The organism is Sphingomonas anseongensis (genome assembly GCF_023516495.1).
GTDB lineage: Bacteria > Pseudomonadota > Alphaproteobacteria > Sphingomonadales > Sphingomonadaceae > Sphingomicrobium > Sphingomicrobium anseongensis.
On sequence record NZ_JAMGBC010000001.1, the window covers coordinates 781860 to 799030 of the forward strand.

Consider the following 17171-nt stretch of genomic DNA (forward strand, 5'->3'; position numbering starts at 1 on the left):
CTGCCCATGCTCATTTCATATGCGCGAGCAGATGGCAAAACAAAGGGCTGGAGAGCGACAAGCCCTCCAGCCCCTTGGTTAGTCTAGCTCGGGCTACTTCAGGTCGACGATGAAGCCGGCGTAGAAGAAGCGGCCGATACCGCTGTAGATGCCCGAGCCCGCGCCCGCACCGGTCAGACGCAGCGGTGGCTGACGGTCGAACAGGTTATCCACGCCCAAGTACATCTGGTACCGGTTCTTGATCGTGAAGTTCAGACGGATGTCCGAATAGGTCACCGAGCCGGTGTTGATGCGGTCGGCGACGTCCGAATTGAACGGGGGACACTGGGTGGGGTCGATCGGATCGCACGCCGGGCCGAACGAATGCGTGTCCTCGTAATCCCAGTCGGTCATCGAACCGATGTACCGGAACGTGTACCGCAGATCGAACGGACCGATCCCGTAGCCGGCGATCATGGTGCCCGAGAAGACCGGGTCGCCGAGCTCGCTCAGCTGGCGATCACCGACCTTCGGGAACGTCGGATCGGTAAAGTTGGTCCGATTGAGCGTGTAGGTCGCGATACCGCGGAGATCGAGACGATGGCCGTTCGCAAAGCGCTTGCGATAGGTCAGGTCGAAGTCGACGCCCCGTGAGGTCTGCTTCGCGAAGTTCACGCCCGCCGAGGTCAGCGCCGGCTCAATGAACAGCCCGAACTGGTCGCGCTGCCCGAGCAGGCTACAGTACTGGTTGTTGATGCTCGACGCATTGAAGCAGTTGTTGAGGATCGCGTTACCGCCCAGCACCGAGATCAGGTTCGTCACCTTGATGTCGAAATAATCGGCGCTGAAGCTGAAGCCGGGGATGAACCTCGGAGTGATGACTGCACCCAGGGTGATGCTCTTCCCGGTTTCTTCCTTCAGGTCGGGGTTACCAGCCGACGTGATCAGCGTCGTCTGAGTGTTCGCAAGGCAGTTGTGGAACGGACTGCCGACCGGTCCGGTATTAGCGGTTGGGTTTTGGGCAAAGCACGGCGAGTTCGTGCTCGTCACCGTCGTCGGAACGCCCAGAGCCGCGCAATTGGCCGCGCGGTCAGGATCGAGATTAATCCTGGCCTGATCGCACGGGTCATTCAGCTGCGCGAAGTTCTGTGTCGGCGGCGTGAACAGATCGCTGAGCGTCGGAACGCGGACAGACCGCGACAGATTGCCGCGGAGCCGGAGATCACGAACCGGCGACCAGATGCCGTTCAGGTTCCAGGCAAAGGTGTGGTTCGCCGCAGTGTTGTAATCAGAGTAGCGCGCCGCGCCCGACACCGTCAGCTCGTGGAAGAAGGGACGGTCCTTGAGGATCGGCACTTCGAGCTCTCCGAAGATCTCCTTGACGGAGAAGGACGGCGGATCGAACTCGGGGAAGGCATTGAAGAACGTGCCGCCCGAAGCGCTGACCGGATCGGCGATCGAGTGCGCAGTTTCCTTGCGATACTCGGCACCGATCGAGAAGCCGATTGGGCCGCCCGGCAGCTCGAACCACCGACCGCTGTTGCCGCTCATGAATGCCAGCAGGTCCAGCTCGGACGCCTTCGAAAAGAGGTGCGACGTCGTGTTCGAATAGGCGATCGCCTCAGGAGACGCGCGCCCGAAACCGAACGGGTTGATCGGAACGCAGCCAGGCGCGTCGTTCGTCGGGTCGGCATCCGCGTTCACGCCGCAGACGATGTTGCCGTTCACATCGCGGACCGCGTTGCTGGCCAGACCGAAGCCTGCGAGGTTCCCGTTCTCATCGAACAGGAGAAGGTCGTTCTTCTCGATGTTGTTCGACTTGAAGTGGCCATAGTTGGCCGAGACTTCATAATGCCAGTCGCCCAGGAAGTTGCCCTGCGCGCCGCCGACGATGCGGTAGGTCGTGCGGTGATCTTCCTCGACACGGCCGCCCCAGTCGACGTTGAAGCGGTTGAGGGGGATCGTGTTGACGGCGGGATTGGCGCACAGGCCGAACGACTGCAGAACCGCCAGATTTTGCGCAGTCAGGAACGGGTTGTTGCAGCGGAAGCTCTGAATTCCGAAGAACTGGCTGAGCCGGGCCTGGAAGAAGCTCGGCTGGCCTTCCTGATAGACCGTCTGCTTGATGTAGCTGGCTTCGATGAACGGCTTGAAAGCGTCCGAAACATCGAAGTGTGCAAGCAGATTGGCCATGTAGCGGTTGCGGCCGACTGCAAGGTCGCCGGTTTCACGAAGCGTCGAACCGCCATTGGGGTCGTTGCTTACGATCGTTCCGCCGGTGAAGTCAGTGAAGTCCTGTTGGGGAGGGTTCGAAATAATGAGGTTCCCCGCAGGATCGAACGCGAGCACCTGGCCACCGCCGAGAAAGCCGATCGAACCGCCATTCGTGACGAAGGGGTTGCGGATGCCACAGACGAAGACGTTGTCCGGAACGCCGTTCGTATTGTCGCCGCCAGCCGTTGTGGGATCGTCCGCACCGCCATTGTCGGCCGGATTCGGCTGGAAGCCGCAGACCTCCGCCGCCCGCGGACGGTCTCGGAAGAACAGCTCGCCCGCGTGCGTATATTCGAGGTTCAGCGCGACGTTGGCGCGGTCGTCGAAGAAGTTGCGGCCCATCGTCGCGGAAATGAAGTCGACCGGACGGTCGCCGCGGCTGGAGATACCAGCCTGGCCGCGGATCCGGAATCCGTCGAAGTTGCGCTTGGTGACGAAGTTCACCACGCCCGCGATGGCGTCCGAACCGTAGACCGCGGATTCACCACCGGTCACGATGTCGACCCGCTCGAGGAGGTCCTGCGGGATGTTGTCGACGTCGACGATGAAATCGCCGGGGCTGGAGGTGATGTGGCGGCGGCCGTTGACGAGCACCAGGGTGCGCGTGGTGCCGAGACCGCGAAGGTCGAGGAAGTTCTGGCCGGCGGTGCCGATGAAGCGGCCCGAGTTCTGCTGGCTGAAGGTCGACCGGAGCGCCGGAAGGTCGTTCAGCGCGTCACCGACGCTGGCCTGGCCCTGGTTGGTCAGCTCTTCCTGGCCTACCGAGGTGATCGGAACCGGAGACTGGAGGTTCGGCCGCTGGATGCGCGTTCCGGTAACGACGATCGCGCCGTTGCCGCCCGCGTTGGCCGTGGTTCCGGATTCGGTTTCGACTTCGCCCGAAACGCAATTGTCCTGGGCCGACCCAGGTCCGTTGACCGGACAGTTGGGAGGCGTCTGGCCCGGCAGGGTTGTTGGAGCAGTAGGAGCGTCCTGTGCAAATGCCGGGGTCGCGAAAGCGACAGCAGTTGCAGAGACGCCGCACAGAAGCAGGCGTGACGAACGAAACATGGAAAAACCTCCCCAAAAAAGCAGTTCAGCCCTCATCTAACGTTAGGCAGGGCCGCGCGGCGAAAGGAAGCTGTTTGGGGTCAATGGGTTGGGTTTTTCCGAAAATGTAGCATTAATGCAACATTCAGGTGCCGCTAGAGTCGTGTAAATGACTCAGCGTCTGGAAATCCTGGCATTGTGCGACCGAAATCGCCGCTAGTAGCGATAGTGCTCGGGCTTGAAGGGGCCATCCTGAGAAACCCCGATATAAGCCGCCTGCTTGTCGTTCAGCGTGGTCAGCTTCACTCCAAGCTTGTCGAGATGTAGCCGCGCGACCTTCTCGTCGAGGTGCTTGGGAAGCACGTAGACGTCGTTCTTATACTTGTCGCCGCCGGTCCAAAGCTCGATCTGCGCAAGCACCTGATTGGTGAAGCTCGAGCTCATCACGAAGCTCGGGTGGCCGGTGGCGCAGCCCAGGTTCACAAGGCGGCCCTTGGCGAGGACGATGATCTTCTTGCCGTCCGGGAACTCGACCTCGTCGACCTGCGGCTTGATCTCCGTCCACTTCATGTTGGCCAGAGCGTTGATCTGGATTTCGCTGTCGAAGTGACCGATGTTGCACACGATCGCCATGTTCTTCATCGCCCGCATGTGGTCGACGGTGATGACGTCCATGTTGCCGGTCGCGGTGACGAAGATGTCGGCGCGTTTGGTCGCCTCTTCCATCGTCACGACTTCATAGCCCTCCATCGCCGCCTGAAGCGCGCAAATCGGGTCGATCTCGGTGACCAGGACGCGCGCGCCGCCGTTGCGCAGCGATGCGGCCGAGCCCTTCCCGACATCGCCATAGCCGGCGACGCAGGCAACCTTGCCCGCGAGCATAACGTCGGTCGCGCGGCGGATGGCGTCGACGAGCGACTCCTTGCAACCGTAAAGATTGTCGAACTTCGACTTGGTCACGCTGTCGTTGACGTTGATCGCCGGGAACGGGAGCTTGCCCTGCTTGGAAAGGTCATAGAGCCGGTGAACGCCCGTGGTGGTCTCTTCTGAAACGCCCTTGATCGCTTCGACGGTCTTCGTGAGGTAGCCGGGCCGCTCCTTCAGGAAGCGGTTCAGAGTGGCGGCGAAGATTTCCTCTTCTTCGTTCGACGGCTCGAACAGCGCCTCGCCGCCCTCGACGCGAGCACCCCACAGCGCGAACATCGTCGCGTCGCCGCCGTCATCGAGGATCATGTTGGCGGTGGTGTCCTGCCCCCAGTCGAAGATCCGGGTGACGTAGTCCCAATATTCCTCGAGGGTCTCGCCCTTGATCGCGAACACCGGAGTGCCGCCGGCGGCAATGGCAGCGGCGGCATGATCCTGCGTCGAGAAGATGTTGCAGCTTGCCCAACGTACTTCGGCGCCGAGCTCGAGCAGGGTCTCGATTAGAACCGCGGTCTGGATCGTCATGTGGAGCGACCCGGTGATCCGGGCGCCCTTCAGCGGCTTCGACTGACCATATTCCTCGCGGAGCGCCATCAGGCCGGGCATCTCGGTCTCGGCGATCTCGATCTCCTTGCGGCCGAAGTCGGCGAGCGAGATGTCCTTGACGACGTAGTCGTTGAAACGCGTGTCAGCCTGGGTCGCCACGAAACTCTCCGGAAATGTGATTGGGTCGTGCCGCGCCCTAGCCCCGAAAGGCCGCGGAAGCAAATATAAAGAATTCTTTATATGTCAGGCGCAGCAAGCTCGCGCTGCATATAGACGGTGTCGAGCCACCGCTCCTTCTTCCAACCGACCGACCGAAGCCTTCCCACCTCTTCGAAGCCGAGGCTTCGGTGAAGCGCGATCGACGCTGGCTCTGCCCCGCCGATAACCGCGATCATCTGCCTGAAACCGATCGCCGCCGATCGCTGGCACAAGGATTCCAGCAGCCGCTTGCCGATGCCGCGCCCAAGCCGGTCGTGATGAACGTAGATGCTGTTCTCGCAGGTGAAGCGATAGGCGGCACGGTCGCGAAACTGGGTAGCATAAGCATAAGCGACGACCTCGCCGTCGATCGTGGCGACGAGGAACGGCCAGCCTGCGCCGGTGATCCGTGCGATCTTGGCCACAGTGTCGCCCTCCGACGGCGGGTCGGTATCGTACGACGCCGTGCCGTGAAGGACGTGGTGCGCGTAGATGTCCGCGATCGCCGCAGAATCTTCGGGCGAAACGTCGCGGATTTGGACCTCACGGGGTTGCACGGCGCAGCAACGCCGCATCTCGCCCAAACGCGCAAGGTGAAGAATTGGCCCTAGGCCGCGCCCGCCTCGCTCGAAAGCAGACGCGGATCGATCCCGGAGGCCTTGAACGCCCCCGCCCAGCGTTCGTCGCTGGGGGTGTCGAACAGGATCGCTTCGTCCCCGTCCGCGGCGAACCAGCCGTGGCGGGTCATCTCTTCCTCCAGCTGGCCGCTCTCCCAGCCCGCATAACCCAGCGAGACGATCCACCTCGACGGTCCGCGTCCTTCGGCGATCGCTCGAAGCACGTCGATGGTGCCCGTCATCGCGAACGGCTCGCCCGCGGCGGTGCTGACCTGGAGCGTGTCCTGCCCTCCCCAGTCGGTCGAATGGAGAACGAAACCGCGGCCCGGCTCGACCGGGCCTCCGTGGTGGACGGGGCAATCCGGCGCCTCGCCGGGGTCGAGGTCCAGCTGCTTGAGCAATGCTCGAAACCCAAGCCCTGCCCGCTTGTGGCCGATGCCAATTCCGACGGCGCCGTTCTCGTCGTGAACGCACATGGCGATGACCGCCCGCTCGAAGCGAGGGTCGGACATTCCCGGCATTGCCAGGAGGAGCTTGCCGGACAGGAACGGTGGACCCTGCACGAATGCCATGATGGGACGGGCGCCACCGAGCCGCAAGGTCGAATAACACCGCCACGAGTTTGTTTGCCTCAGCCTTGAGAGCGCACTGGCCGAAGCCTATCTGCCGGGCTCACCCGCCCAGCAGGAGAGGCGCAATGACAATCGAAGTCGGCCAGAAGCTTCCGGACGTCCCCCTCACGATCGGCACCGCCGACGGTCCCAAGCCAACCACCAGCGGCGAATATTTCGCCGGCAAGAAGGTGGCGCTCTTCGCTGTGCCCGGAGCCTTCACCCCGACTTGCTCCGCGCGCCACCTGCCCTCCTACGTCGACAAGGCCGCCGAGCTGAAGGCGAAGGGAATCGACGAGATCGCCTGCGTCTCCGTCAACGACCCGTTCGTGATGGCCGCCTGGGGCGAGCGCGACGGATCGCAGGACGTCACGATGCTCGCGGACGGCAACGGTCAGTTCGCCGAAGCGGTCGGGCTGGAAATGGACGGATCGAAGTTTGGCATGGGCAAGCGAAGCCAGCGTTACTCGATGATCGTCAACGACGGCACTGTCGAGCAGCTCAACGTGGAAGGTCCCGGCGAGTATCGCGCGTCCAGCGCCGAGCACATGCTGGAGCAACTTTAGCCGCTTTCAGGTAGCCCACCGCTCGGACGTCTCCCCTCGCCGATGAGCCGCAACAGCGGAGCCTCGTGATCGTTGAATCTCCACTCGAACCCAAAGGAGAATTTTCGATGGCGAGGAACAATCAGCGTGGTGGCCGGAACAACAATCCGAGCGGCCGCAACCAGCATAGCAGCGACTGGATGGGCACTGTCCGCGACCGCCCGATGACGACCGCCGCCGCGGCGGCCGCTGCGGTTGGTGCGGGCGTATTCCTGTGGTCGAGGCGCAACGAGATCAGCGACCAAATCAGCCGCCTGTCCGACCAAATCAGCGACTGGGCCGGCGACACGCGTTCGGAGGATTCCGGAAGCGAGATGGCGATGGCCGGCGGGTCGAGCCAAGCGGGCGCAATCGGATCGTCAAGCACGACCGGCGGCAGCCGCTCCAGCCGTTCGACCTCCTCGAAGAGCCGTGGATCGAGCAGCCGCTCTGCCAACCCGGCCATGGGCTCGGGCAGTTCGGGCACGGACACCATGACCCACTGATCAACCGGTCCATGGATTCCCAGGGGCGCCCCAATGGGCGCCCCTTTTACACTGGGCGAGCCAGGAAGGCTGCGATCGCTTCCCCGAACTCTGCATTCGCGACCGAACTCATGTGCGTGCCCGGCACTTCCTTGAACGTCGCATTCGGGAGAATTCCGGCGAGCTTCTCGCCCGAGCCATTGTCCTGATCCTCGCTTCCGCAGACCACCAGCGTCGGCATCGTAATCGCCTTCAGCCACTCGTCCTGCGCATCCACGAAGCTCTTGAGAAGCAGCGAGGCCGCTTCGCGGTCCACTTTCATCGTCTTCATGAACTGTATCGCCAGCCAGTGCGGATCGCCCCGGCGGGCGCTGTCGAACTGATCGATGGCGTCGAGGAAAAACTGCTTGCGCCGTAGCCACCCCTTCAACCCTTCCAGGCCCATTCCGCCAATGACCGCCTTGCCCGGCCGGAGTCGCTCGCCAATCGCCTCGATCGTTGTTCGCGATCCCAGCGAAAAACCGCCAAGATCGAAGGCTTCCAGCTGCAGCTTCGCGACCAGCTCAATTGCATCGCGCGCGAGGATTCCGTGCGGGTAGGAAGCGCGATCGTGCGGTTTGCCCGACCGGCCATGGCCACGAAGGTCGGGCATGATTACACGGAAGCCTTCGGCCGCGATGCGCTCCGCGTGGCCGAACTTGATCCAATTCGTCTGGGCATCCGAGAAGAGTCCGTGAAGCAGGATTACAGGCCGTCCCTCGCCAAGCTCATGATAGGCGAGCTCGACCCCGTCCGAAGCGGTCCACGTCTTGGTCGCCACGCCGCTCACCCGGGAAACTTTCCGGTCGCTTTCACCCATTTGTCGACCAGCGCCTGGTATTGATCCGTACGATATTCGGGCAGGCCTTCGGTATTGATCCAGGCGCGCTGGATGCCCTCCGCGCCGAAGTGGTGCTTGGGCTTGAAGGGCGACGGATCGTCGAACGACGCGACGGTCAGATCCATCCGCTTGGAATCCTGCCTGAACTCGAAGCCGAGCGAGGTGCCGCAGGTCGAGCAGAACGGCCGACGCGCGATCGGCGAGCTGTCGTACCAGTCGGGCTCCGTCTCCCACCGGATGGCTTCCAGCGGAAAGGTGGTGAAGGCGATCGACACCGAGCCGGTGGCGCGCTGGCACATCCGGCAATGGCAGAGATAGGCTTCCTCCGGCTCGCCGGTGACCGTGTAGCGAATTCGGCCGCACGCGCAGCCGCCGGCCATCTCTTCGGCCATGACTCGTCCCCTGTGGTGCAAGCCCAATTGGCCGGTTAAGTGGCGCCATGTCCAGCGCTCCGACACCTTCCGAGATCGTCAGCGACGCGCGCTGGCTGGCGCAGGCGCTCGATCCGGCGAGCGGGATGGTTCGAGTGGTCGAAATGGACGCGGACTCCTATCGCTCGGCGAGTTTCCTCGACGACCGGATGCTCCAGGACCAGCATTTCGCGGGCATCGTACCCTGGGCTTCGGTGGCCGAGGCGCTCCCCGAGGATGCTCGGACCGACGCGCGTTGGATCTTCCACATCGGCCACGTCGGCTCGACCTTGGTCTCGCGCCTGCTGGGCGAGCTCGACGGCGTCCTGTCGGTTCGCGAGCCGCGCAGCCTTCGCGACGTCGCGATGCTTCCCGCAGAGCGAAGGGCGGCATTCGTTCCACCAATCCAGAAGCTGATGTCGCGAACCTTCGCCGACGAGCAGACGGTGCTGGTCAAGGCGACGAGCTTCGTTAGCGAGATTGCGCCCGAACTCGTTCCGCCTGGCGAGCGGGCGCTGTTTCTCTATGCGAAACCGCGGGCCTATGTCGCGTCGATCCTGGCAGGCGAGAACAGCGTCAGGGAATTGTCGGCGCTTGCGCCTTCGAGGACACAGCGGATCGCCGGTCGAGCCGAGCTGCCCGAGCCAACGAGCGCAGCAGGGGCCGCGGCGGCGGCCTGGGCGTGCGAAATGACCGCGCTCGAAGCGTCCGCCGAAGCGATGCCCAACCGCCACCTGGCCTGGGCCGATTTCGACGAGATACTGGACGACATGCCCGGGGCGCTTGAGCGGACCGCGACCTTGTTCGGCTTTGCCGCTCCCGCTGAGCGGATCCGTGAGATCGCCACGGGACCGTTGATGGGCCGCTATTCCAAGGCGCTCGAACACGAATACAGCCCGTCGCTTCGCCGCGACCTGATCGCCGAAGCCGCCGGTGCCAATCGCGAGGACATCGACAGCGCGCTCGCCATGTTACAGTCTGCGGCCGCAACATCGCCCCTGCTCGCCCGCGCACTCGATCGCGCGAAGGAGTCCTGATGTACCGAATTCTACAGCTGCTCACGCCCGAAGAAGTCGAGGAATGCCGGAAGATCGCGGCCGCGGCTCCCTTCGTCCACGGCCGAATCACGAACCCGCACAACACGGCCAAGGACAACGAGCAGCTTCATGAGCAGCAGGCATACCAGAAGAGCTCGCAGCTGCTGATGCAGGCGTTCGGCCGAAGCCCGGAATTCGCCGAGTTCGCTTTCCCGACGCTGATCGCCCCGCCGCTCATCACCCGTTACAAGCCGGGGATGAAGTACGGCGCGCACGCCGACGCCGCCTTCATCCAGCTTCCCGGCCAGACGATCCGGAGCGACCTGAGCTGCACGATCTTCCTCAACGAGCCGGAAAGCTACGAAGGCGGCGCACTGCACATCCGCCTCGGCGACGGCGAGATGCGCTTCAAGCTCAAGCCCGGTGAGGCGGTCGTTTATCCCTCCGATACCTTCCACGAGGTCGAGCCGGTGACGAAGGGCGAGCGCCTGGTCGCAATCACCTTCATCCAGAGCCAGGTGCCGGACCCGTTCCGCCGCAACCTGCTGTTCGACCTCAACGAGGTAGCGGCGCTCGAGGGGCTGAAGATGGACCCGCAGAACTTCAGCCGCCTGCAGCTCGTGCAGCAGAACCTGCTCAGGTATTGGGCGGAGAAGCCTTAGGCCGCCTTCTGCAGATGCTTGCGGCCGAGAAGCTCGGCGATCTGGACGGCGTTCAGCGCCGCGCCTTTGCGCAGGTTGTCGCTCACCACCCACAATGACAGGCCGTGCTCCACGGTCGGATCGTCGCGGACACGGCTGACGTAGGTCGCATATTCGCCGACGCATTCGACGGGCGTCACGTAGCCGCCGTCCTCGCGCTTATCGACGAGCATGACCCCCGGGGCCTCGCGCAGGATCGCCTGCGCCTGCTCTGCCGAAAGCTCGTTCTCGAACTCGACGTTCACCGCTTCCGAATGGCCGACGAAGACAGGCACACGGACGCAGGTTGCAGTCAGCTTGATCTTGGACCCCAGGATCTTTTTGGTCTCAACGACCATCTTCCATTCTTCCTTCGTCGATCCGTCGTCCAGGAAGCTGTCGATGTGCGGGATGACGTTGAAGGCGATCTGCTTGGTGAAGAAGTCGGCCTCGTTGGCGTCGCCGACAAAGATGTTGCGCGACTGCTCGAATAGCTCGTCCATGCCGCGCTTCCCGGCGCCGGAAACGGACTGGTAGGTCGCGACGACGACCCGCTTGATCTTCGCCGCGTCGTGGAGCGGCTTCAGCGCCACCACCAGCTGCGCGGTCGAGCAGTTGGGGTTCGCGATGATATTCTTCTTTGTGTAGCCCGAAATCGCTTCCGCGTTCACCTCGGGCACGATCAGCGGAACGTCCGGGTCCATCCGGTAGAGCGAACTGTTGTCGATCACCGTGCAGCCGGCCTGGGCCGCCTTGGGCACGTAGATCTTGGATACTTCCGAGCCCGCCGCGAACAGCGCCATGTCCCAGCCGCTGAAGTCGAAATGCTCGAGGTTTCGGACCTTGAGCTCCTTCCCGCTGTCGCCGAAGTCGATGACGTCGCCGGTCGAGCTTGCCGAGGCCACCGCGGCGACTTCGTCGAGAGGGAATTGGCGCTCGGCCAGGATGTTCAGGATTTCCCGGCCGACATTGCCGGTGGCGCCAACGACGGCGACGCGATAGCCCATGATATTCTCCTTGGCCGAGCGCCTATCGCACCCGCGTGCCGAAATCGATATGGCTCTTGCCGAGCGGGGCACAAGCAGGGGGAAGCATGAACCGGCGGATTTTGCTGTTTTGCGCGCTTCTGCTTGCGCTTCTTGCCGCTCTCGCGGCCACGACGTTGCTGATCCAACCGCCGGAGGTCCGGACGGCTTCTGAGCAAGGCGAGTTCGATGCGGTTCGGGCAAAGGCGCGGCTCGCAGCCATCCTCGGTAACCAGCGGCCCCACCCCGCCGACAGCTTCGGAGACGATGCCGTCCGCGCACGGCTGATCGCACAAATTCGCGGCCTCGGGCTCAACCCCATCGTCCGCGACCAGTTCGCCTGCAACACCATCTACAAGCAGCGCGGAGTGAGCTGCGCTCGGGTGCGCAACGTCGTGGTCGCGCTCGGGCCGCCCGCCGGAAAGGCTTTGCTCCTCAACGCGCACTACGACAGCACGCCGGTCGGCCCCGGGGCGGGCGACGACGGCGTCGGAGTGGCGACGCTCCTGGAAGTCGCATCCATCCTCAAGACCGAGCGGCTGAAGCGGCCCGTCATCTTCCTCTTCAATGAGGGCGAGGAACTCGGCCTCATCGGCGCCCGGGCCTTCATGTCCGATCCACTCAGCGGCCGTGTCGACAGCCTCGTCAACCTTGAAGCGCGCGGGGTCAGCGGGCCGGTGACCATGTTCGAGACAAGCCTTCCAAACGGTCCAGCCGTCCGGGCCTTCGCGAAGGCGGTGGATCGACCGTTCGCCAACTCGCTCGCGACCGATTTCTACCGGCAGCTCCCCAACTACACCGACGTCAACAGCTTCTCCGAGCGCGGCTGGACCACGCTCAACTTCGCGATGATCGGGAATGAGACGCGCTACCACAGCCCCGGCGACGACATTGCCGCGCTCGACCTGAGAAGCGTGCAGCACATGGGCGACCAGACACTCGCGGTAGCCCGTCAGCTCGCCAACGTGAGTACGGCAAGCGGAGGCAGCGTGCTGTTCGCCGACGTCGCAGGGCGGCAGCTGATCGTCCTTCCCGACATCGCCGGTTTCGCGCTTCTCGGACTCCTCGTCGTCGGCTTTGCAGTCGTCGCTTTCCGGCGCGGCGGAATCTGGCGCGGCCTTGGCCTGTTCGTCGCAGCCATCGTCGTATCGACGGCTCTTGCCTGGGCGGCGATGTTCGTCATGGGCCTCGCTCGCCCGGGCAGCTTCTGGCGAGCCTACCCGATCTGGACCCACCTCGCCGTCTACGCGTGCGGGATTTTCGCCGCAGTCGCCGCCCTCTCGCTGATCGGCCGCCGCCTCACCTTAGTGCAACTCAGCTCGAGCTACTGGCTCGGCTTCCTGCTGCTGGGAGTCGCGGTCTTCTTTATCGCGCCCGGCGGAGTCATCTATTTCCTGCTCCCGCCGCTCGCGTCGCTGATCGGCATATTGCTGAGGCAGGAGCGGATCGGAGCGATCGCCGCCGCCCTGCTGCTATGGCTCACGCTGGGCGAAGTCACCGCCCTGCTCGGCGAGCTGATGAACAACGGCCCGATGTTTGTTTTCGCCCCGCTGGCGGTCCTGATCGCCATGCCCTGGTTGATCGAAGCCAAGGATCTGATCGACGAAACCGGGCGCAAGCCGGCGATCCTCGCCTCCGCAATCCTGATGCTCTCCGGCTGGGCCGCGGTCGCCGCCGCACCCGCTTATTCCGCCGACCGGCAGCAGAGGTTCGTCATCCAGCATGCTACCAACATGGTCACCGGCCGGGCTTATTGGGCGATCTCCAACGACGCAGCGCCGCTCGCCGACGGCTATGGCGGAATCGCCGGATGGCGCAGGGATGAGCTTCCCTATCTGGAAGGCAAGCGCTGGATCGCTCCGACAGCCGGGATCGCCGGCCAGCGAGCTCCGCAGGTCGAAGTGCTGGGCAACGTCCGCACCGGAAAGCTTCGAACCGTGACTTTCCGGCTCCATTCGAACGGGGCGAACAGCATCACACTGATCGGAACCAAGGATTCGCAGATCGTGTCCGCCGGCACGGCCGGCTTCGTCAGGCCATTCGCACCGGACGCCAAGGGCAAATATTACGTCAATTGCTCGGGGCGCAGCTGCGACGGCGCGACCATTCAGTTCACCACTCGGGTCGCGCAGCGGATGGGCTTCACGCTCGTCGGCACCCGTCGCGGCTTGCCGGCCATCGCCAAGCCGCTCGTCGAACAGCGCCCGCGCTTCGCCCGCCCGCAATATTCCGCCGACTCGACGCTGACGATTTCTCGAATCTGGCTCTGACCCGCTGCCGTTAAATCGTGCTATGGCCGCGTCACCAGGCGCACCGCGCCGCTGGCCGGTGCTCGCCTGTAGGTCAGGAGAGTGCAATGGCAGCGAGGACAATCGCCGTGTCGCAACCCGCAGGCGTTTCGAGGAAAATCCCGGTCCGGCAGATCACTTCGTCCGATCTCAAGCAGTCGCTGTCGGACGGATGGCGCGACTTCATGGAGATGCGCGGCGACATCATTTTCCTCGCCTTGCTTTACCCGCTGATCGGCATCGTCGCGGCTATCGCAACCCTCGGCGGTCCCCTGGTTCCTTTGTTCCTTCCGATCGCAGCCGGCATCGGCCTGCTCGGTCCGGTCGTCGCGGTGGGATTCTACGAAATGGCGCGCCGGCGCGAGCTTGGGCTCCATTCCAACTGGCCCCATTTCCTCGACGTCCGGAAACGCCCCTCGTTCGACGAAATCGCCAGCGTCGCAGGCCTGCTCCTCACGATCTTCGCGCTCTGGCTGCTAGCGGCGGGGGTTCTGTACGTCGCACTGTTCGGCTGGGTCGAACCCGCCTCCACCGGCCAGTTCCTCAGGGAAGTGTTCACCACCGAAAGGGGTTGGGCGTTGATCCTCATCGGTGGAATCGTCGGCGGCGTCTTCGGCGTCATCGTCCTGGCAGTCAGCGTCGTGTCGATGCCGATGCTTGTCGATTGCAACACTACGGCCTCGTCAGCGGTGCGCACCTCGATCCGCGCCGCCCGCGCGAATCCGGGAGTGACGCTTCGCTGGGGGATCATCGTGGCCACGCTGCTCGTTCTGGGCTCGATTCCGCTCTTCATCGGGCTTGCGGTCGTGCTGCCGTGGCTCGGCTATTCCACTTGGCACCTCTACACCCGACTGCTCGATCGAAGCGCGATCCCGGCGCGCAAGCGCACGAGCTAGCGGGCGATCTTTCCCAGCACCTTCTCGTTGAGGAATCGCTCGATCGTCTTCTGAACGTGCGCCTGCCTGCCCTCGCCTGCAGGCCGGTGGGTCTGGCCGACGTAGAACATCATGTCGAACGGCCGGTCGGCCGCCTGCAGCTGGTCGGCCAGCAGAGTCGAGTTTTGGAAGACGACATTGTCGTCCGACATACCGTGGATCAGCAGGAAGGGCTCGTCGATCTTCACCGCGTCGGCCAAGGCATCTGAAGATTCATAGGGCTTCCGGTCGACCGCCGGATTGCCGAGGAACCGCTCGGTGTAATGGGTGTCGTACAGCTCCCACTTCGTCACCGGCGCACCGACAATGCCCGCCGCGTATAGCCCTGGCGGGGCCGCCGCGAGCATCTTGAGCGTCATGTACCCTCCGTAGGACCAGCCGTAGGTCGCGATCTTCTTCGGATCGACATAGGCCTGCTTCTGTAGCCAGCGCGCCGCCGTCGCCTGGTCGTCGACCTCGACCCCGCCCATCGCGTGATAGATCTGGTCCTCGAACGCCCGTCCGCGATTGGGCGAGCCGCGGTTGTCGACCTGGAAGTAGATCCAGCCCTTGCTAACCCAATATTGCGCCATCGGAGTAGTCTTCCAGGCGCGCTTGACCTGCTGCGATCCCGGCCCGCCATAATGTTCGAAATAGACCGGGTACTTCCGGCCCTTCACCAGCGGCGGAGTGATCATCTCCCAATAAAGCGTGCTCCCATCGGTGGCCTTGAGAGTGCCGAACTTCACCGGGCGATGCGCGGCCACGAACGGGGCGTAAGGGTGCGAGGCGTCGAGCCTGTTCTCCTCGACCCACGCAAGGCGCTTGCCGGACTCGTCGGCGAGATAGACCTGCGGCGGCTGCTCCGGGGAGGAGCGCGACACGAGAAGCCGGCTTCCGGCCTTGTCCATCTCGGCGCTGTTCCAATAGCCGGTCTCTGTCAGCCGCTGCGGCTCGCCGGGATGGAGGTAGTCGACCGAATAGACGTGGCTTTCCAGAACTCCGTCCTTGTTGCCCGTGAAGAACAGGCGGTGGTTCGGCTCGTCGACACCAACCAGACCCGTCATCGCCCATTCGCCGCTTGTGACGGGCGTGAGCTGGCCCGCTGCCCAGCGATAGAGGTGGTGGAAGCCGCTCCGTTCCGATCCCCAGATAAAGCTTCCGTCCTTGAGCGCGCGGAAGTCGTCATTGAGGTTGACCCAGGTCGTCGAGGTCTCGCTGAGCACCGGGCGACTTGCTCCCGTCGCAGGATCGACGGCGAGCAGGTCGAGTCTCTTCTGGTCTCGGCTTTCGCGCTGGACGAACAGTGTCTTGCCGTCCTTCGACCAGTCGACTCGCGCGAGATAGATGTCCGGATTGCTTCCGAGGTCGACCTTCGCCCGCCCGCTGCCGTCAGGGTTCATCAGCCACAGCGTGACCTCGACGTTGGGCGTCCCGGCCGCGGGATAGCGCTGGTCGAAAATCTTCGTGCCGTTGGCTCCGATCGCTGCTCGGGTGACGATCTGCACCTTCGCTTCGTCATAGCATTCGACCGCGACCCGGCTGTCGTTCGGCGCCCACCAGGTGCCGGTGCGCCGGTCCATTTCTTCCTGCGCGACGAATTCGGCCGTCCCGCAAGTGACCGTGTCCTTGCCGTCGGTCGTCAGCGCCCGCTCGCTGCCGGTGGAAAGGTCGAGCGCGTACAAATTTTGGTCGCGCACGAAGCTCACGTACCGCCCGCCCTCGGAAACATGCGCGTCGATCTCGGTGCCTGGAGTGCTGGTCAGCCGCTTGACCGCACCGGTCGCCACGTCAGCGAGGTAGAGGTCGCCGTCGACTGGGGTCAGAACGGACTTGCCGTCTGGCGCCCATTCATATTCGACGATTCCCTTGGAGCCTCCGACGCGGGCGCGCTCACGCCGCATCTTCTCTGCCTCGGAGATTTCGCCTCCGCCGATCTTCGTCGAATCGACCAACATCCGAAGCTGGCCGGTCGACGTGTCCATCGCCCACAGGTCGAACCGCTCGCGGTCCTCGGCGCGCGGCTTGAGCATGGTCGCATAGCGGCCGTCGGGCGACAGCTTCAGCAGGCGCGGAGTCGCGCCCGAGATTGGCGGACTCGCGAAGATCCGCTCGATCGTGAGCTTCTTCTGGGGAACACTCGGAGGCGGCGGAGCCGCGGCGACGAGCAGCAGGGATGCCGCGGCAAGGACTGTGCGCATGGCCGCACCCTAACGGGCGCGACCATTACGGCAATGCAATTGGTAGAAAGCTAAGCGGCGTTCGCCGATCAGGCTTCGGTCTTCTCCGCGCCGGCCTTTTCTGCCTTGGCAGCAGCCTCACGACGGGGGTCGCGGCGCTCGGCGATACGGGCCGACTTGCCGGTCCGGCCGCGCAGATAATAGAGCTTGGCGCGGCGGACTGCGCCGCGGCGGACGACCTCGATCGAATCGATCGCCGGCGAATAAAGCGGGAAAACTCGCTCGACGCCCTCGCCGAAGCTGATCTTGCGGACGGTGAAGCTCGACCCGACGCCCTTGTTCGAACGCGCGATGCACACGCCTTCGAAATTCTGGACACGGCTGCGGTCGCCTTCGACGACCTTCACGCCGATCCTCAGCGTGTCGCCGGGGCGGAATTCGGGGATCGTCTTGTCTGCGGTCAGAGCGTCGATTGCCTCGCGCTCCAGGGTCTCGATCAGGTTCATTGCT

The 17171-nt window shown here is 63.9% G+C and carries 15 protein-coding genes; 6 read left to right on the forward strand and 9 right to left on the reverse strand.

Annotated elements, in window-relative coordinates:
• Positions 1 to 93 precede the first annotated feature (93 nt).
• From LZ519_RS03970 to LZ519_RS03985, 4 genes are all read right to left on the reverse strand, one after another.
• Complete coding sequence (locus LZ519_RS03970) at positions 94 to 3303, reverse strand: TonB-dependent receptor domain-containing protein (protein ID WP_249867425.1); 3210 nt, start codon at positions 3301 to 3303, stop codon at positions 94 to 96.
• Positions 3304 to 3498: 195 nt separating this feature from the next.
• On the reverse strand, positions 3499 to 4911 hold the full coding sequence (gene ahcY, locus LZ519_RS03975) for an adenosylhomocysteinase (protein WP_249867426.1): 1413 nt from the start codon (positions 4909 to 4911) through the stop codon (positions 3499 to 3501).
• A 77-nt stretch (positions 4912 to 4988) separates the two neighbouring features.
• Entirely contained in the window at positions 4989 to 5507 is a 519-nt protein-coding gene (locus tag LZ519_RS03980; RefSeq protein WP_249867427.1) for a GNAT family N-acetyltransferase, read from the reverse strand.
• A 50-nt stretch (positions 5508 to 5557) separates the two neighbouring features.
• Positions 5558 to 6130, reverse strand: coding sequence for a YqgE/AlgH family protein (locus tag LZ519_RS03985; protein ID WP_249868856.1), 573 nt, complete (start codon positions 6128 to 6130; stop codon positions 5558 to 5560).
• 134 nt (positions 6131 to 6264) lie between these two features.
• Here LZ519_RS03985 and LZ519_RS03990 point away from each other — a divergent pair, with 134 nt between their 5' ends.
• Together LZ519_RS03990 and LZ519_RS03995 are read left to right on the forward strand one after the other, a co-directional pair.
• Entirely contained in the window at positions 6265 to 6744 is a 480-nt protein-coding gene (locus tag LZ519_RS03990) for a peroxiredoxin (protein WP_249867428.1), read from the forward strand.
• Positions 6745 to 6851: 107 nt separating this feature from the next.
• Positions 6852 to 7268: a hypothetical protein gene (locus tag LZ519_RS03995; RefSeq protein WP_249867429.1), complete on the forward strand. Its 417-nt coding sequence runs from the start codon at positions 6852 to 6854 to the stop codon at positions 7266 to 7268.
• Between the two features lie 46 nt (positions 7269 to 7314).
• Here LZ519_RS03995 and LZ519_RS04000 read toward each other — a convergent pair whose 3' ends face one another.
• Positions 7315 to 8067, reverse strand: coding sequence for an alpha/beta fold hydrolase (locus LZ519_RS04000; RefSeq protein WP_249867430.1), 753 nt, complete (start codon positions 8065 to 8067; stop codon positions 7315 to 7317).
• 5 nt (positions 8068 to 8072) lie between these two features.
• Positions 8073 to 8519, reverse strand: coding sequence for a GFA family protein (locus LZ519_RS04005; RefSeq protein ID WP_249867431.1), 447 nt, complete (start codon positions 8517 to 8519; stop codon positions 8073 to 8075).
• 47 nt (positions 8520 to 8566) lie between these two features.
• Between LZ519_RS04005 and LZ519_RS04010 the strand changes: the two genes are divergently transcribed.
• Both LZ519_RS04010 and LZ519_RS04015 read left to right on the forward strand, forming a co-directional pair.
• Positions 8567 to 9574 carry a hypothetical protein gene (locus tag LZ519_RS04010; protein ID WP_249867432.1) on the forward strand — a complete coding sequence of 336 codons (1008 nt, stop codon included), beginning with the start codon at positions 8567 to 8569 and terminating at the stop codon, positions 9572 to 9574.
• Entirely contained in the window at positions 9574 to 10236 is a 663-nt protein-coding gene (locus LZ519_RS04015; protein WP_249867433.1) for a Fe2+-dependent dioxygenase, read from the forward strand. The genes LZ519_RS04010 and LZ519_RS04015 overlap by 1 nt, the downstream gene beginning before the upstream one ends.
• On the opposite strand, the gene LZ519_RS04020 is transcribed toward LZ519_RS04015, so the two are convergent.
• The gene (locus LZ519_RS04020) at positions 10233 to 11261 is read right to left on the reverse strand and encodes an aspartate-semialdehyde dehydrogenase (protein WP_249867434.1); all 1029 of its coding nucleotides are present in this window, start codon (positions 11259 to 11261) and stop codon (positions 10233 to 10235) included. The two genes, LZ519_RS04015 and LZ519_RS04020, sit on opposite strands and share 4 nt — an antisense overlap.
• Before the next feature lie 86 nt (positions 11262 to 11347).
• Between LZ519_RS04020 and LZ519_RS04025 the strand changes: the two genes are divergently transcribed.
• Complete coding sequence (locus LZ519_RS04025) at positions 11348 to 13549, forward strand: M28 family peptidase (protein WP_249867435.1); 2202 nt, start codon at positions 11348 to 11350, stop codon at positions 13547 to 13549.
• Between the two features lie 86 nt (positions 13550 to 13635).
• Positions 13636 to 14463, forward strand: a complete 828-nt coding sequence (locus LZ519_RS04030; protein ID WP_249867436.1) for a DUF2189 domain-containing protein — start codon at positions 13636 to 13638, stop codon at positions 14461 to 14463.
• On the opposite strand, the gene LZ519_RS04035 is transcribed toward LZ519_RS04030, so the two are convergent.
• Complete coding sequence (locus tag LZ519_RS04035; RefSeq protein WP_249867437.1) at positions 14460 to 16682, reverse strand: S9 family peptidase; 2223 nt, start codon at positions 16680 to 16682, stop codon at positions 14460 to 14462. The genes LZ519_RS04030 and LZ519_RS04035 overlap by 4 nt on opposite strands.
• Before the next feature lie 68 nt (positions 16683 to 16750).
• On the reverse strand, positions 16751 to 17167 hold the full coding sequence (gene rplS, locus LZ519_RS04040) for a 50S ribosomal protein L19 (protein ID WP_249867438.1): 417 nt from the start codon (positions 17165 to 17167) through the stop codon (positions 16751 to 16753).
• Between the last annotated feature and the right edge of the window lie 4 nt (positions 17168 to 17171).

Coding starts and splice junctions, on each gene's coding strand:
- LZ519_RS04015 (WP_249867433.1), top strand. CDS start 9,574: ATGTACCGAATTCTACAGCTGCTCACGCCCGAAGAAGTCGAGGAATGC.
- LZ519_RS03995 (WP_249867429.1), top strand. CDS start 6,852: ATGGCGAGGAACAATCAGCGTGGTGGCCGGAACAACAATCCGAGCGGC.
- LZ519_RS04005 (WP_249867431.1), bottom strand. CDS start 8,519: ATGGCCGAAGAGATGGCCGGCGGCTGCGCGTGCGGCCGAATTCGCTAC.
- rplS (WP_249867438.1), bottom strand. CDS start 17,167: ATGAACCTGATCGAGACCCTGGAGCGCGAGGCAATCGACGCTCTGACC.
- LZ519_RS04025 (WP_249867435.1), top strand. CDS start 11,348: ATGAACCGGCGGATTTTGCTGTTTTGCGCGCTTCTGCTTGCGCTTCTT.
- LZ519_RS04030 (WP_249867436.1), top strand. CDS start 13,636: ATGGCAGCGAGGACAATCGCCGTGTCGCAACCCGCAGGCGTTTCGAGG.
- LZ519_RS04010 (WP_249867432.1), top strand. CDS start 8,567: ATGTCCAGCGCTCCGACACCTTCCGAGATCGTCAGCGACGCGCGCTGG.
- LZ519_RS04020 (WP_249867434.1), bottom strand. CDS start 11,261: ATGGGCTATCGCGTCGCCGTCGTTGGCGCCACCGGCAATGTCGGCCGG.
- LZ519_RS04035 (WP_249867437.1), bottom strand. CDS start 16,682: ATGCGCACAGTCCTTGCCGCGGCATCCCTGCTGCTCGTCGCCGCGGCT.
- LZ519_RS03970 (WP_249867425.1), bottom strand. CDS start 3,303: ATGTTTCGTTCGTCACGCCTGCTTCTGTGCGGCGTCTCTGCAACTGCT.
- LZ519_RS03990 (WP_249867428.1), top strand. CDS start 6,265: ATGACAATCGAAGTCGGCCAGAAGCTTCCGGACGTCCCCCTCACGATC.